This window comes from Microbacterium phosphatis (assembly GCF_049177115.1).
In the GTDB taxonomy this organism is placed as follows: domain Bacteria; phylum Actinomycetota; class Actinomycetes; order Actinomycetales; family Microbacteriaceae; genus Microbacterium; species Microbacterium phosphatis.
Map to the genome: position 1 here is coordinate 1,570,322 of NZ_CP185370.1, position 14,401 is coordinate 1,584,722.

Consider the following 14,401-nt stretch of genomic DNA (forward strand, 5'->3'; position numbering starts at 1 on the left):
CCGACGCATGGGCGCATCCCCTGGCGGAAGCTCACTCGAACTGGCGCAGGGCCGGCTCGACGATGATCACGTCCTCGCCGAACTCGGCATCGGCCGCCTCCTGCAGCGTGCCGTCGTCCCACACCACCTGCAGCCAGAGGTAGCCGCGCTCCAGCCAGGACAGGAAGACGTCCTGGCCGAGGCGCGCGCGAAGCTCCTCCTGGATGGCGGTCAGGTCCGCTTCGGCCGTCCGGCCAAGGACGCCACCGGTCGGATCCTCGGGCCTGATCGGGTCGTAGAGCGCGAGCGGGATGGCCGGCTGGGTCACGGTGACCCGCTCGCCGTCGAAGGTGCCGGTCACCGCGTACTCGCCCCAGGTGGCGCCCGCGGCGGACTCCTCGCCGTCGACGGCGTCCCACTGCCAGCCCTCGAGCGGGATCCCGTCGCACTGCGGGGGATAGGGCTGGAACACAACGCCCACGCAGAGCTCGACGCCGCCGTCGCGATCCATCACCGTGCCCTGCCCGGTGACGTCTCCCTCGGGCGGCGCCGGGTCGACCTCTCCGAGGCGCCCCGGGGACGTGTCGGAATCACTCGCGCTGGGCGCCGCGGCGGGTGCGTCGGCGCGAGGAGTGCTGCACGCGGTGAGACCGATCGCGACAACGGCCCCGAGGGCGATCGCGGCGAGGCGCTTGCTGATGCTCATGCTGGAAGGTGTCGGCGCGCGGTCGATCGTCTCATGACCGCGCATCGTGCCCCCTCGCGGCCGGTTTCGTGCTCGCCACTGAGCATCCTGCTCACCCGGATCGGGTTCGTGACCGGGCCGAGGCGATCGCGACCGCGCATTCTGCGTGTTAGCCTGAATCCATGCACATCGGTGGGCTCCTCCTTCTTAGCCGCCGCGACGAGACCTCGCACTAAGGGCCTCCTCGTCGCGGAGATCGTCGTCGGCCCTCTTTTACGACACGACACAGAAGAGCGACACACATGGAGAACACCCAGAAGTCCAGCGGCATGCCGATCCACAAGTATCGGCCGTACCACGAGCAGATCGCCGTCGACCTGCCCGATCGCACCTGGCCCGCCCAGCGCATAGAGAAGGCGCCGCGCTGGTGCGCGGTCGACCTGCGCGACGGCAACCAGGCGCTCATCGATCCGATGAGCCCCGAGCGCAAGCGCGTGATGTTCGAGCTGCTTGTGCAGATGGGCTACAAGGAGATCGAGGTCGGCTTCCCGTCGGCGAGCCAGACCGATTTCGACTTCGTCCGCCAGCTCATCGAAGAGGGCCTCATCCCGGACGACGTGACGATCCAGGTCCTGACGCAGGCGCGCGAGCACCTCATCGCCCGCACCTACGAGTCGATCAAGGGCGCGAAGCAGGCGATCGTCCACCTGTACAACTCGACGAGCATCCTGCAGCGCGAGGTCGTGTTCCGCACCGACAAGCAGGGCATCATCGACATCGCGCTCGAGGGCGCCCGCCTCTGCAAGAAGTACGAGGCGACCGTCCCCGAGACCACGGTCTACTACGAGTACTCGCCCGAGAGCTACACGGGCACCGAGCTCGAGTTCGCCGCCGACGTCTGCAACCAGGTGCTCGAGATCTTCCAGCCGACCCCTGAGCGCAAGGTCATCCTGAACCTGCCCGCGACGGTCGAGATGGCGACGCCGAACGTCTACGCCGACTCCATCGAGTGGATGGGGCGACACCTCAATCACCGCGAGAACGTGCTGATCTCGCTGCACCCGCACAACGACCGCGGCACTGCCGTCGCCGCGGCCGAGCTCGGCTACCTGGCCGGCGCCGATCGCATCGAGGGCTGCCTCTTCGGCAATGGCGAGCGCACCGGCAACGTCGACCTGGTCGCCCTGGGCGTGAACCTGTTCACGCAGGGCATCGACCCCGAGATCGACTTCAGCGACATCGACCACGTCAAGCGCACGGTCGAGTACTGCAACCAGCTGCCCGTGCCCGAGCGCGCGCCGTGGGCCGGCGACCTCGTGTTCACCGCGTTCAGCGGATCGCACCAGGACGCGATCAAGAAGGGCTTCGAGGCGATGGCCGCGAAGGCCGAGGCCGCGGGCGTCACGGTCGACGACATCGAGTGGGGCGTGCCCTACCTGCCCATCGACCCGAAGGATCTGGGCCGGTCGTACGAGGCGGTCATCCGCGTCAACTCGCAGTCCGGCAAGGGCGGCGTCGCCTACCTCCTGAAGAGCGACCACTCGCTGGATCTGCCGCGCAAGCTGCAGATCGAGTTCTCGGGTGTGGTGCAGGCCAAGACCGATGCCGAGGGCGGGGAGGTCACCAGCGACCAGATCTGGGGCGTCTTCCAGGACGAGTACCTGCCGGCCGCGCACGACGACCACAAGTGGGGCCGCTTCGAGCTGCTGGGCACGAGCACGCAGTCGAAGCTCGACGGCAACGTCGCGCTCGACATCGTCCTGCGCGACGGCGAGGAGCAGATCGAGGTCTCGGGCCACGGCAACGGCCCGATCGCCGCGTTCCTGACGATCCTGCGCGAGCAGGGCATCGACGTCACACTGTACGACTACGTCGAGCACACCCTCAGCGCATCGGGCGACGCCGAGGCTGCCGCCTACGTCGAGCTGCAGGTCGACGGGCAGCGCCTGTGGGGCGTCGGCATCGACGGCGACATCTCGACCGCCTCGCTCAAGGCGATCGTGTCGGGCGTGAACCGCTCGATCCGCACCCGTCAGCCCGAGCTGGCCGGAGTCTGATCCGGGCGCTCGCTCAGGCCGAGCCGCGGGGGTCGTCGTTCTCGACGGCCCCCGCCGCCATGTCCGGGGTGATGATCGCGATCGATCCGGTCTCGACGGCGACCTCCGCGGCGACGCGGCGGCGGTAGAGGCGGCGCTGTTCGGGCAGCGAGAGGTCGAAGATCACGGAGAGCATGCGGATCGCGGTGCACACGAGGATGCCCGCCGCGGCGCAGATGTACGGGTGCACACCGAACTGGAAGCCGACGGCGATGACGCCGCAGCCACCGGCCGCCGCCAGCGCGTAGAGCGAGCCGACGTGCATGATCGCGACGGGCAGCCCGAGGGCGATGTCGCGCGCGACGCCGCCGCCGACCGCCGCCGCCACGCCGATCGCGATGGCCGGGACCACCGGGGTGCCGAGCGCCAGGGCCTTGCTGACGCCGAGTGCCCCGAACAGACCGATCAGCACGGCGTCGGCCAGGATGATCAGCTTGTTGAGCTTGTGGAACACCCCCGCCAGCAGCATGCCGACCAGGGCGGCGGCGATGGCGACGACCAGGTAGAGGTTCGACTGCAGGGTGGCCGGAGGCAGGCCGAGCAGGATGTCGCGGATGAGACCGCCGCCCATCCCGATCATGATGCCGATCAGGGCCACCCCGAGGAGGTCGAGGCGGTTCTTGCCCTGGAACCCGTGCGCGAAGGCCGCGCCCTGCGCGCTGCCGAGCCCGACGGCGGCGAGATCGGCCCAGAGGGGCAGCACGAAGGTCGATTCGGTCACGCTCTCTATCGTCCCATCCGCGGCCGGGTGCGCCGCGCCGCGGTCGCCCACGCGCCCGGTGTCGGCGGGGCGGCGGATAATGGAGTCGTGCCCTCCTACCGAGACGAAGCTGTTGTGCTGCGCACGCACAAGCTCGGAGAGGCCGACCGGATCGTCACCATGCTGAGCCGCGAGCACGGCAAGGTGCGCGCGGTCGCGAAGGGCGTGCGACGCACCTCGTCGAAGTTCGGCGCGCGACTCGAGCCGTTCATGGTGGCCGACGTGCAGCTCTACGAGGGGCGCAACCTCGACATCGTGCAGGAGGCGTCGTCGCTCGGCGCGTACGGGGCCGACATCGCCGCCGACTACGACCGCTACACCGCCGCGAGCGCCATGGTCGAGACGGCCGACCGCCTCACGGACGACGAGCCGGCGCCGAACCAGTACTACCTCCTCGTGGGGGCGCTGCGCTCGCTCTCGCGGGGAGAGCACGCCGCGCGCGGCACGCTCGACTCGTACCTGCTGCGGGCTCTGTCGCTGGGCGGTTGGGCCCCCGCGCTCGAGGTGTGCGCGCGCTGCGGGAGGGAGGGGCCGCACGGCCAGTTCCTCGCTCAGCTGGGCGGGCTGGTGTGCGCGAGCTGCGCCCCGCCCGGCACGCCCCACGTCACGGCGGCCGTCCTCGCCCTCATGCAGGCGCTCGTCGCGGGCGACTGGGGGGCCGTGGACACCGCGCCCGAACGCGACGCCATCGCGGCGTCCGGCCTCGTCGCCGCGTACGTGCAGTTCACGATGGATCGCGGGCTGCGCGCGCTGGGCCAGCCGCAGCCGCCCGCCTGGAACCGAGGATCCCGATGACACCGAAGCCGTACACGCACCGCGATGCGGTGCCGTACCGTCCGCTCGATTGGACGGGGCTGCAGGCGCCCGATTACGGCAAGGACGCCCCCGCGCACGTCGCGATCGTGATGGACGGCAACGGGCGATGGGCCAACGCGCGCGGCCTCAACCGCATCGAGGGGCACAAGGCGGGGGAGGAGGTGCTCCTCGACGTCGTCGCCGGCGCGATCCAAGCGGGGGTGAAGCACCTCTCGGTGTACGCCTTCTCGACCGAGAACTGGCGTCGCTCGCCCGAGGAGGTGCGCTTCCTCATGGGCTACAACCGCGACGTGCTGCACCGCCGCCGCGACCAGCTCAACGAGTGGAACGTGCGGATCCGCTGGGCCGGACGCACCCCACGCCTGTGGGGGTCGGTCATCAAGGAGCTGCGGGTCGCCGAGGCGCTGACCGCCCAGAACACCGGACTCACCCTGACGATGTGCATCAACTACGGCGGGCGCAACGAGATCATCGACGCCGTCCGCGCGCTGGCCGAGGAGGTCGCGGCTGGTCGGCTGAAGCCCTCCGGGATCACGGAGAAGGCCCTGCGCCGGCACTTCGCCGTGCCCGACATGCCCGATGTCGACCTGTTCGTCCGCTCCAGCGGAGAGCAGCGCACCTCGAACTTCCTGCTGTGGCAGTCGGCCTACGCCGAGATGGTGTTCCTCGACACGCTGTGGCCCGACTTCTCGCGCGCCGATCTGTGGCACGCCATCGACCTGTACCTCGGTCGCGAACGCCGGTTCGGCGGCGCGATCGACGCCCCGAAGGAGAGCGAATGACCGATCCGATCCGCATCGATGTCTGGAGTGACATCGCCTGCCCGTGGTGCTACATCGGCAAGCGGAACCTCGAGAACGGCCTCGCCGCGACGGCGCAGGATCCCCACGCCCCGCAGGTCGAGGTCGTCTATCACTCATTCGAGCTGTCGCCGGATACGCCCGTGGACTTCGACGGCTCCAGCGCCGACTTCCTCGCCCAGCACAAGGGGATCACGCTCGAGCAGGCTCGGGCCATGAACGAGCGCGTCTCGCAGGTCGCCAGCGAGCAGGCCGACCTGCACTACCGCTTCGACCTGCAGCAGCACACCAACACGGTGAAGGCGCATGAGCTGATCCACTTCGCGAAGGCGCAGGGCCGCCAGCTCGAGATGACCGAGCGGCTGATGGCGGCGTACTTCGTCGAGGGCCGCCACGTCGGCCGGGTCGACGAGCTCGTCGAGCTCGCCGCCGAGGTCGGCCTGGACGCCGAGGCCGCGCGTGATGCGCTCGAGAGCGAACGTCACCTCGCGGACGTCCGCGCCGATCAGGCGCAGGCGCGCGAGTTCGGCATCAGCGGCGTGCCGTTCTTCGTGATCGACGGCAAGTACGGCGTATCGGGCGCGCAGCCCGCCGAGGCCTTCACGCAGGTGGCCCGTCAGGTGTGGGCCGAGCACACCGCCTGATCAGGCGAGCGAGGCCTCGATCGCCGCGACGATCTCCGGGTCGTCCGGCTTCTGCTGGGGGCGGAATCGGGTGACCGATCCGTCCCGGCCGACGAGGAACTTCTCGAAGTTCCACGCCACGCGGCCGGCCTTGCCGCGGCCGTCCTTCGTCTTCTTCAGCGCCTTGTACAGCGGGTGCGCGTTGGGCCCGTTGACCTTGAGCTTGTCGTTGACGGGGAAGGTGACGCCCCAGGTGGTCGAGCAGTACTCGAGGATCTGCTCCATCGATCCCGGCTCCTGGCCCATGAACTGGTTGCAGGGGAACCCGACGACGGCGAAGCCACGGTCGCCGTAGGTGCGCTGCAGCTCCTCGAGCTGCTCGTACTGGGGTGCGAGGCCGCACTTCGAGGCCACGTTGACGACGAGCACGGGGCCGTCGAAGTCGGCGAGCGTGTGCTCGGCGCCCTCCGCGTCGGTGAACGGGATGTCGCGCACAGGGGGGAGATCGGAGCTGGTCATGCACCCAAGTCTCGCACTCGGCGACCGTCCCGGGTCGGTCTGTGAGAATGGAGCCGTGACCTCTGCAACCGCCGAACGCCGCGCCCTGCGCATCGGCCCGATCGATCTCGACGTGCCGGTCGTGCTGGCGCCCATGGCGGGCATCACGAACACGGCGTTCCGCCGCCTGTGCCGCGAGTACGGCGCCGGTCTCTACGTGAGCGAGATGATCACGACCCGGGCCCTGGTGGAGCGCAACGAGGCGACCATGCGCCTCATCCGCCATCACGAGTCCGAGACCCCGCGCTCGATCCAGCTCTACGGCGTCGACCCGAAGGTCACCGCCGAGGCGGCGCGCATCATCGCGGAGGAGGGGCGGGCCGACCACATCGACCTGAACTTCGGCTGCCCCGTTCCGAAGGTCACCCGCAAGGGCGGCGGATCGGCGTTGCCGTGGAAGCTCGGGCTGTTCCGCGAGATCGTCGAGGGCGCCGTCAAGGCCGCCGGCGACATCCCGGTGACGGTCAAGATGCGCAAGGGCATCGATCAGGATCACCTCACGTTCCTGGATGCGGGAAGGATCGCCGAGGACGCCGGAGTCGCCGCGGTCGCCCTGCACGCGCGCACCGCCGCCGAGTTCTACTCGGGCACCGCCGACTGGTCGGCCATCGCCCAGCTCAAGCAGGCCGTCACCAGCGTCCCGGTGCTGGGCAACGGCGACATCTGGAGCGCCGACGACGCGCTTCGGATGATGGATGAGACCGGGTGCGACGGTGTCGTGGTCGGTCGCGGGTGCCTCGGGCGCCCCTGGCTGTTCGGCGAGCTCGCCCAGGCGTTCGGCGCCGATGCACCGGTGGTGGACGCCACCCTCGGGTTCGTCGCGCAGGGCTTCCGCCGGCACGCCGAGCTGCTCGTCGAGTTCTTCGAGGACGAGGGCCGTGGCTGCCGCGACATTCGCAAGCACGTCGCCTGGTACTTCAAGGGGTACCCGGTGGGCGGCGACCTGCGCGCGAGCCTGGCGACCGCCTCCAGCCTCGCCGAGATCGACGACCTGCTCGCGCAGCTCGACCACTCGGCCCCGTACCCGGGTGCCGCGGCCGAGGGTCAGCGCGGACGCGCCGGCACCCCGAAGCGGCCGGTTCTGCCGCAGGGCTGGCTCGACTCGCGCGACATCGCCGAGGACGCCAGCTGCGAGCTGCAGGAAGCGGAGCTGGACACCAGTGGCGGCTGAGGCGATGAACCGTCCCGACGGATACGACGACAGCGACGCCGAACGGTTCTTCTCCGAGGATCACCGCTCCGAGCGCGACGGGTTCGCCCGCGATCGCGCGCGCGTCCTGCACTCGGCAGGCCTGCGGCGCCTGGCGGCCAAGACGCAGGTCCTGAGCCCTGCCAGCACCGCGGACTTCGCGCGCAACCGGCTCACCCACTCGCTCGAGGTGGCGCAGATCGGCCGCGAGCTCGCCATCTCGCTGGGGGTGTCGGCGGACGTGGTCGACACGGCGTGCCTGAGCCACGACCTCGGCCACCCGCCGTTCGGTCACAACGGCGAGCGGGCGCTGAACGAGTGGGCCGAGGACATCGGCGGCTTCGAGGGCAACGCGCAGTCGCTGCGCATCCTCACGCGCCTCGAGGCCAAGGTGCTCGACGACAGCGACCGGTCGGTGGGGCTGAACCTCACGCGCGCCAGCCTCGACGCCACCTGCAAGTACCCGTGGACGGTCGACAACCCCATCCCGGATCCGGGCGGTCGGCTGAAGTTCGGCGTCTATCCGGAGGACGAGGCGGTCTTCCACTGGATGCGACAGGACGCCCCGGGGCGCCTGCGCTGCATCGAGGCCGAGATCATGGATCTCTCGGACGACATCGCGTACTCGGTCCACGACTTCGAGGATGCGGTCGTCAACGGCTACATCGATCTGGCCGCGCTGTCGGATCCGGTCGAGCACCACCCGCTGATCGGCAAGATCCAGCAGTGGGTCGGCTACGACTACTCGCGCGAGGAGCTCGCGGACGCGCTGTGGCGCCTCACGCGTCAGCCGATGTGGCTGAAGTCGTTCGACCGCTCGCGCCAGGATCTCGCGCGCCTGAAGAACCTCACGAGCGACCTGATCGGACGCTTCGCCCGCGCCGCCGTCGGCGCCACGCGAGAGGCATATGCCGGGCCGTCGCTCGCGCGCTACAACGCGCACGTCATCGTGCCCCGCGTGATCGAGGTCGAGATCGCCGTCCTCAAGGGCATCATGGGCTCGTCGATCGTGACGATCGAGGCGCGCAAGGGTGTCTACAAGGAGCAGCGGCGGGTGCTCAAGCGCCTGGCCGATGCCCTCTGGTCGACCGATGCGCTGTTCGCTGCCGGACCGGACGTGCTCGAGCCCGCCTTCGCCGCCGACTTCCATGCGGCCCAGAACGACGCCGAGCGCGCCCGCGTGGTGGTCGACCAGGTCGCGAGCCTGACCGATCAGACCGCGGTCGACTGGCACAACCGCCTCGTGGGCGAGATCGATCCGGCCGAGGTCGGCATCTGGACGCCGCGCCACGCGCGGCTCGTCGATCACACCGTGGCGCGCAACGGCGCGGCCGCAGTCCTGCAGAAGGCCCACTGATGCCGCGCATCCGTCAGGCCGACGTCGAAGAGGTCAAGGCGCGCACGAACATCGCGGACATCGTGGGGGAGCGCGTGGCGCTCCGCTCGGCGGGGGTCGGCTCGATGAAGGGTCTGTGCCCCTTCCACGACGAGAAGAGCCCGTCGTTCCATGTGCGCCCGCAGGTGGGCTACTACCACTGCTTCGGCTGCGGCGAGTCGGGCGATGTCTACTCGTTCCTGCGCGAGATGGATCACGTCACCTTCACCGAGGCCGTCGAGAAGCTCGCCGCGCGCATCGGGTTCACGCTGCACTACGAGGACGGCGGTCCGGCCCCCGAGACCAGCGGGCGATCCCGTCTGTTCGCGGCGAACTCGGCGGCGGCCGAGTTCTTCCGCTCGCAGCTCGTCTCGCCCGAGGCCGAGACCGCGCGGCGGTTCCTCGGCGAGCGCGGGTTCGACGCCGGCGCGGCGGCGCACTTCGGAGTCGGGTATGCGCCCAAGGGGTGGGACGCGATGCTGAAGGCGCTGACCGCCCAGGGCTTCACGCGCGAGGAGCTCACCACCTCCGGCCTCGTCTCGACCAACCAGCGCGGCGGTGTCTACGACAGGTTCCGCGGGCGGCTGGTGTGGCCGATCCGCGACGTGACCGGCCAGACCATCGGCTTCGGCGCGCGCAAGCTCTACGACGACGACCAGGGGCCGAAGTACCTCAACACCCCCGAGACGCCGATCTACAAGAAGGCGCAGGTGCTGTACGGCCTCGACCTGGCCAAGCGCGACATCTCGCGCGGCGACCCGAAGCGCGTGGTTGTGGTCGAGGGGTACACCGACGTGATGGCGTGCCATCTCGCCGGCATCACCACCGCCATCGCCACCTGCGGAACGGCGTTCGGATCCGAGCACGTCACGGTGCTGCGCCGCGTTATGGGCGACGAGTCGGCCAACGGCGAGGTCGTCTTCACCTTCGACGGTGACGAGGCCGGCCAGAAGGCGGCGATCCGCGCGTTCGCCGAGGACAGCCGCTTCAACGCGCAGACCTACGTGGCGGTGGCACCCGACGGCCTCGATCCGTGCGACCTGCGCCTCCAGCGCGGAGACGCCGCCGTCCGGGGCCTGCTCGACCACCGCGTGCCCATGTTCGAGTTCGTGATCGATCGGCGCATCGGCGGGTTCGATCTCTCGAGCGTCGAGGGGCGGATCGGCGCGCTGCGGTCGGCCGCGCCGATTGTCGCCGCGATCCGGGACCGGATGATCCGCTCGGGCTACGAGCGTGTGCTCGCCCGCAAGCTCGGCATGGAGCCGCGCGACGTGCACGGCGCGGTCGAGCAGGCGGCGCGCCGGGCCGATGGCGCGGGGAAGAAGGACGAGGGTCGCTCGGAGGCGCGCACGATGCCCGGGTCCGAGCCCGCGGCATCCGCGGACGCTCCCTTGCAGCGGGTCACGATCGCCTCTCTGCCGCGCACGACTGACGTCGCCATGGAGCGCGACGCGCTCACCGGGATCCTGCTGTACGGGCACCGGGTGGATCCGGCGATCCTGGGGCGCGCTCTGGCCATCCCGTTCCGCACCGTCGCGCTCGAGGCCGTGCGAGCGAGCGTCGCCGCCGCGATCGCCGCGGCGCGCCCGGGCTGGGCGATGACGGCGGTCGACAACACCCGCGAGCCGTATCGCCAGCTCGCGGGTGAGCTGCTCGCCCGCGACTTCCCGGCGCGCGACGACGAGCACGCCGTCGCATCGGTCAACGACATCTGCCGTCGCCTGATCCTGCGGGCACTGGACAGCGAGAAGAACGAGCTTCTCGGCGCCGTCCAGCGCACCTCTCCGATCTCGGAGGAGGGGCGCGCGCTGCGGATGCGGCTGCGCGATCTCGACCACGACCGCCGTGCGCTCATCGACGTGGAGTGATCGGGCTCGCCCGCGCCTCCCGGAGCGGGCAGGATGGGACACATGTTCCGTGTCCCGGATGATCCCGTCAACGCCGTCGTCTGCTCCGACCTGAGCATCAGCCGGTGGGGCCACGGGCCCGAGATGCGGGCCGTCGACGGGGTGACCTTCACGCTGAAGGCGGGGGAGATCCTGGTCGTCTCGGGTTCGACGGGATCGGGCAAGTCGAGCCTGCTCGAGGTGCTCGCCGGGCGCAGCGACGAGACGCTCGGGCTCTCCGGCGGCGAGGCGAAGGTGACGGGGCTGTCGGTGAAGCGGCGCGGCCGGGATAGGCGAGTGCTGCAGTACCGCGTCGGCCACCTGCCCCAGGGCGCCAGCGCGACGCTCCCGAACCGCCTCACCGTGGGCGAGGCGATCGCCGAGCCCATCACCTCGCGAGACCGGCGCGTCAACGGGCGCGCGGTCGCCGTGCGCGTCGCCGGCCTGCTCGACGAGATGCACCTGCCCCTGGGCACGGCCGATCGGTTCCCCTACGAGCTCAGTGCCGGGATGAGGCAGCGCGTGGCGTTCGCGCGCTCCCTGGTGCTCGATCCGCGGGTCCTCGTCGCCGACGAGCCGCTGGCCAACGTCGACCTCGAGGTGCGTCACACGCTGTACGACGCGATCGTCCGCCGGCGTCGCGACAACGGCATGGCGGCCGTGATCGCGAGCAACGACGAGGCCTTCGCGCGCGAGCTGGGCGCCTCGCTGCTGCGCCTTCGCTCCGGCCACGTGGTGGCCCAGTCCTCCGAGGGCGCGCTGCTCTGGACCCCCGACGCTCCCGGGCGTACGCCGGTTTCGTGAGCACTGCCGACCTTTGATAGAGTTATCTGGTTGCCCCGCGAGGGGCAGCGAGGAGTGATCCTCGGTAGCTCAATTGGCAGAGCAGCCGGCTGTTAACCGGCAGGTTCTTGGTTCGAGTCCAAGCCGGGGAGCAAAGGCCCGCCTTAACAGGCGGGCCTTTTTCCATTCTGACCAGGGTTTTTATTCGATTTCGCTCCGGGTCCGCCGCACCCGCATCCAGACGATGAGTCGTCGTTTTGGACACGAAATGGACAAAGAACCGCTTTCGCAGTGCGACTACTACTGCTTACTACCCGCTCCGTGTAGGTCGCCGCCGAGCAGCCGCGCGACACCAGGTGATGATCACCGGTTATCGCCCATGAGGGCCGCGATATCGATCTGCGAGCCCAACGCCGCGTCCAGGATCCTTGCGGTTCTCTCCGGCACTACCTCCTCCGGCGGCAGGTAATGATCCTTGGTGGTGCGCTCGTCCGCGTGCCCCAGAAACCGGCGCGCCAGATCGATGTCGGCGCCTTCCTGCACCATCGTGGCAGCGGTCTTCCGGAACACCTTCGGTGTGAATAGGTCGAGCCGATCGATCCCCAAGGCTCGAAGCTCATCCGCCGCGTGCCTCCGGAACTCCCTGTAGGTCAGTTCGAGCTTGTTGACGGCGTAGGGCGTTCCGTTCTTCGTGGACAGCAGAAGCCCATCAGGGTTCTCTCGGTAGTTGGCGACACGACGACGCACGACGGCGGCGGTGAACTCGGGCACGGTGATCCACCGTTTCTGGCGCGCCTTCTTCGGAGAGTCCTGTCGGCTGTTTCCGGCTGCCTTCGTCTGCGTGACTGTGCCGGCGAGCCTCAACTGCATGCGGCCGTCTTTGAATCGCATGTCTTCGCGCCTGAGCGCGAGGACTTCGCCGGGGCGAGCTGAGCTCCCGAGCGAGATGAGTGCCGAATCCAGCAGCAGCTGCCAGTTCGCACGGACGCCGCCCCGTCGGTCGGGATTGAGACCGCGCCACTCGCTCATGAGACGAAGGACGGGGGCCACCTGCTCGGCCGTGAGAGCGAGGTACTCCCGTTCGCCGTGCTCGAGTCGATCGAGTCCGCGAACAGGATTGTGAGCGATGATCCCCTGCTTCACCGCAACGTTTAGAACCGGGCCCAACGTGCGCTTGGCCCGAGCCGCGTAAGCCGAACCCCTTTCTTCGTTGAGCTGGTAGATGAACAGCGCCACGAACTGCGGGGTCAAGGCCTTCACATGTACGGCACCGATTCGATCGAGCAGGATCGTGCGGGCATTGATCTCGTACTGCTGTTGCGTCGACGGCCTCCGCGACCGTACGCGCGGAGAGGCCAGCCACATCTGCACGAGCTGAGCGACGGTCGTCGCCGGCGTGACCTCGACGAACAGCCTCGACCAGATTTGTCGCGCTTTCGCCTCTGCCGCTCGCCGCGCCTGCTCAGGCGTGTCTCCGAGGACACTGATGTGGATCAGATCGCCGCGACCATCACGGATCTTGGCACGAGCGCGAAACTGATTTCCTCGCTTGTCGATCGTGACGGTGCCGAGTTCACCAGGCGCCTTACGGGGCCGCGCCATCACGCGACCTCGCCCATGTCAACGGTGTGCGCTGCGATGAAGTCGATGAGAGCTTGTCCCGTGTAGCGGACGTTGGCTCCAACTTTCACATATGTCGGACCGCCCCGGCCCTCGTAGCGCCAGTTCTGAAGCGTACGGACAGATACGCCAAGCAGCTCGGCGACCTGCTTCTCGTCATAGCGGGGGAGCAGATGCTCCATGGACAGCTGGATATCTCCGCGCGCGCCGCCGCGGCCGTCTCCTCGTCGGCCATGCCCGACCAATTCGCGACGAGGTCGAGCAGAAGCTCCTTCTGCTCGTCGGTCAGGTCGGCTCCGGTGAGCCCGGATCCGGCGGCGAAGTCACACGTGTCGCCCGGAGCGCACATGGTCACGTCGCCGGAGGTCAGGGTGGCCTGCTGATCCTCGGTGAGGCTGTCGAAGAACGCGAAAGCGTCGGTGTAGATCGCGTCGAACGGCTGCACCTCCTCTCCGCTCGCGTCGGTGTACACGGCGGGCTGGACGCCGAGGTGTGTGGGGGCGAACGTGATGGTCCCGGCGGTGCCGTCCAGGCTGGCGTTGATGCCCAGGTGGTGACCGCCGAACTGCAGCTCCCAGGCGGTGGTGTCGGAAGGATCTCCGAAGAGCGCGATGTAGTACTGGCCCAACGAGGACTCGGTGCTGGAGCTGTTCTCGTGCAGATACTCGTCCCCACCCATGATGCCCGACACCGTCTCGTACGCCTCGTCGTTCAGCAGCGTCTTCAGCACCTCGAGCGCGGCTGCCTTCTGCTCCTCGTCGAGGTCGCTGAGATTCAGGCCGACGCGCTCGACGAAGGTCACCGGGAAGTTCGACCAGGACGTCGTCTTCGTCTGGTCGTCATAGTCGTAGAGCACCGCGTCGCGCTCCTCGTCGGAGAGGGTCGCAAGGAACGCCTCGGCGGCTGCCGCGGTGTCCGTGATCGTCTCCGCCGTGGTGGAGGCCGAGGTCGACGAGACCGCATCGCTCGTGGTGGACGACGACGCGGAGGTCGTGCCGCCGAGCGGCGTCGAGGCTGCGGTGGCGCAACCCGTCAGGACGATGGGAAGGAGAGCGAGACCGGGCGCCGAGCGTCAGGACGAGTTTCGCGTACGGGGTGCGGGTGGCCTGGCGAGCGGCCTGCGGGATGTTGTTCATGTGCTCGATGCTCGCGGCGGAAGCCAAGCCGCGCGCTAACCGCGCCTTGGACGCTCCTATGAGGAACGCGTTCGACGCCCGGTGCGACTCGCGCA

The 14,401-nt window shown here is 69.2% G+C and carries 15 protein-coding genes and 1 tRNA gene; 10 read left to right on the forward strand and 6 right to left on the reverse strand.

Annotated features, from left to right (window positions below; translation table 11 throughout):
- Positions 1-31: 31 nt before the first annotated feature.
- A complete protein-coding gene (locus tag ACOKGD_RS07415) occupies positions 32-685 on the reverse strand; it encodes a hypothetical protein (protein ID WP_342334802.1) in 654 nt (217 codons plus the stop codon).
- 281 nt (positions 686-966) lie between these two features.
- Between ACOKGD_RS07415 and leuA the strand changes: the two genes are divergently transcribed.
- A complete protein-coding gene (gene leuA / locus ACOKGD_RS07420) occupies positions 967-2,721 on the forward strand; it encodes a 2-isopropylmalate synthase (RefSeq protein ID WP_342334801.1) in 1,755 nt (584 codons plus the stop codon).
- A 13-nt stretch (positions 2,722-2,734) separates the two neighbouring features.
- On the opposite strand, the gene ACOKGD_RS07425 is transcribed toward leuA, so the two are convergent.
- A complete protein-coding gene (locus ACOKGD_RS07425) occupies positions 2,735-3,481 on the reverse strand; it encodes a trimeric intracellular cation channel family protein (RefSeq protein ID WP_342334800.1) in 747 nt (248 codons plus the stop codon).
- A gap of 87 nt (positions 3,482-3,568) precedes the next feature.
- Between ACOKGD_RS07425 and recO the strand changes: the two genes are divergently transcribed.
- Genes recO through ACOKGD_RS07440 form a run of 3 tightly spaced genes read left to right on the forward strand, consistent with a single transcriptional unit; the run spans position 3,569 to position 5,780 of the window.
- Positions 3,569-4,315, forward strand: a complete 747-nt coding sequence (gene recO, locus ACOKGD_RS07430) for a DNA repair protein RecO (protein ID WP_342334799.1) — start codon at positions 3,569-3,571, stop codon at positions 4,313-4,315.
- A complete protein-coding gene (locus ACOKGD_RS07435; protein WP_342334798.1) occupies positions 4,312-5,118 on the forward strand; it encodes an isoprenyl transferase in 807 nt (268 codons plus the stop codon). The genes recO and ACOKGD_RS07435 overlap by 4 nt, the downstream gene beginning before the upstream one ends.
- Positions 5,115-5,780: a DsbA family oxidoreductase gene (locus tag ACOKGD_RS07440; protein ID WP_342334797.1), complete on the forward strand. Its 666-nt coding sequence runs from the start codon at positions 5,115-5,117 to the stop codon at positions 5,778-5,780. The genes ACOKGD_RS07435 and ACOKGD_RS07440 overlap by 4 nt, the downstream gene beginning before the upstream one ends.
- Here the strand turns inward: ACOKGD_RS07440 and ACOKGD_RS07445 are convergent, their stop codons facing one another.
- Positions 5,781-6,278: a glutathione peroxidase gene (locus ACOKGD_RS07445; protein ID WP_342334796.1), complete on the reverse strand. Its 498-nt coding sequence runs from the start codon at positions 6,276-6,278 to the stop codon at positions 5,781-5,783. It abuts the gene before it with no gap.
- Between the two features lie 55 nt (positions 6,279-6,333).
- Between ACOKGD_RS07445 and dusB the strand changes: the two genes are divergently transcribed.
- The 5 genes from dusB to ACOKGD_RS07470 all read left to right on the forward strand — a co-directional run bounded on the left by dusB (position 6,334) and on the right by ACOKGD_RS07470 (position 11,702).
- The gene (gene dusB, locus ACOKGD_RS07450; protein WP_342334795.1) at positions 6,334-7,488 is read left to right on the forward strand and encodes a tRNA dihydrouridine synthase DusB; all 1,155 of its coding nucleotides are present in this window, start codon (positions 6,334-6,336) and stop codon (positions 7,486-7,488) included.
- Positions 7,489-7,492: 4 nt separating this feature from the next.
- On the forward strand, positions 7,493-8,863 hold the full coding sequence (locus ACOKGD_RS07455) for a deoxyguanosinetriphosphate triphosphohydrolase (RefSeq protein WP_342334794.1): 1,371 nt from the start codon (positions 7,493-7,495) through the stop codon (positions 8,861-8,863).
- On the forward strand, positions 8,863-10,749 hold the full coding sequence (dnaG, locus tag ACOKGD_RS07460; protein ID WP_342334793.1) for a DNA primase: 1,887 nt from the start codon (positions 8,863-8,865) through the stop codon (positions 10,747-10,749). Before ACOKGD_RS07455 ends, dnaG begins: the two co-directional genes overlap by 1 nt.
- 42 nt (positions 10,750-10,791) lie before the next feature.
- Positions 10,792-11,571, forward strand: a complete 780-nt coding sequence (locus ACOKGD_RS07465; protein WP_342334792.1) for an ATP-binding cassette domain-containing protein — start codon at positions 10,792-10,794, stop codon at positions 11,569-11,571.
- Positions 11,572-11,629: 58 nt separating this feature from the next.
- Positions 11,630-11,702, forward strand: a tRNA-Asn gene (locus tag ACOKGD_RS07470).
- A gap of 211 nt (positions 11,703-11,913) precedes the next feature.
- Here the strand turns inward: ACOKGD_RS07470 and ACOKGD_RS07475 are convergent.
- Genes ACOKGD_RS07475 through ACOKGD_RS07485 form a run of 3 tightly spaced genes read right to left on the reverse strand, consistent with a single transcriptional unit; the run spans position 11,914 to position 14,092 of the window.
- Entirely contained in the window at positions 11,914-13,152 is a 1,239-nt protein-coding gene (locus ACOKGD_RS07475) for a tyrosine-type recombinase/integrase (RefSeq protein WP_342335520.1), read from the reverse strand.
- On the reverse strand, positions 13,152-13,307 hold the full coding sequence (locus ACOKGD_RS07480) for a helix-turn-helix domain-containing protein (protein WP_421355117.1): 156 nt from the start codon (positions 13,305-13,307) through the stop codon (positions 13,152-13,154). Before ACOKGD_RS07480 ends, ACOKGD_RS07475 begins: the two co-directional genes overlap by 1 nt.
- Positions 13,238-14,092 (reverse strand): DUF3500 domain-containing protein, encoded by an 855-nt coding sequence (locus tag ACOKGD_RS07485; protein ID WP_342335519.1) that lies wholly within the window; start codon positions 14,090-14,092, stop codon positions 13,238-13,240. Before ACOKGD_RS07485 ends, ACOKGD_RS07480 begins: the two co-directional genes overlap by 70 nt.
- On the opposite strand from ACOKGD_RS07485, the gene ACOKGD_RS07490 reads away from it, so the two are divergent.
- Positions 14,082-14,345, forward strand: coding sequence for a hypothetical protein (locus ACOKGD_RS07490; protein WP_342334791.1), 264 nt, complete (start codon positions 14,082-14,084; stop codon positions 14,343-14,345). The genes ACOKGD_RS07485 and ACOKGD_RS07490 overlap by 11 nt on opposite strands.
- Positions 14,346-14,401: the final 56 nt, after the last annotated feature.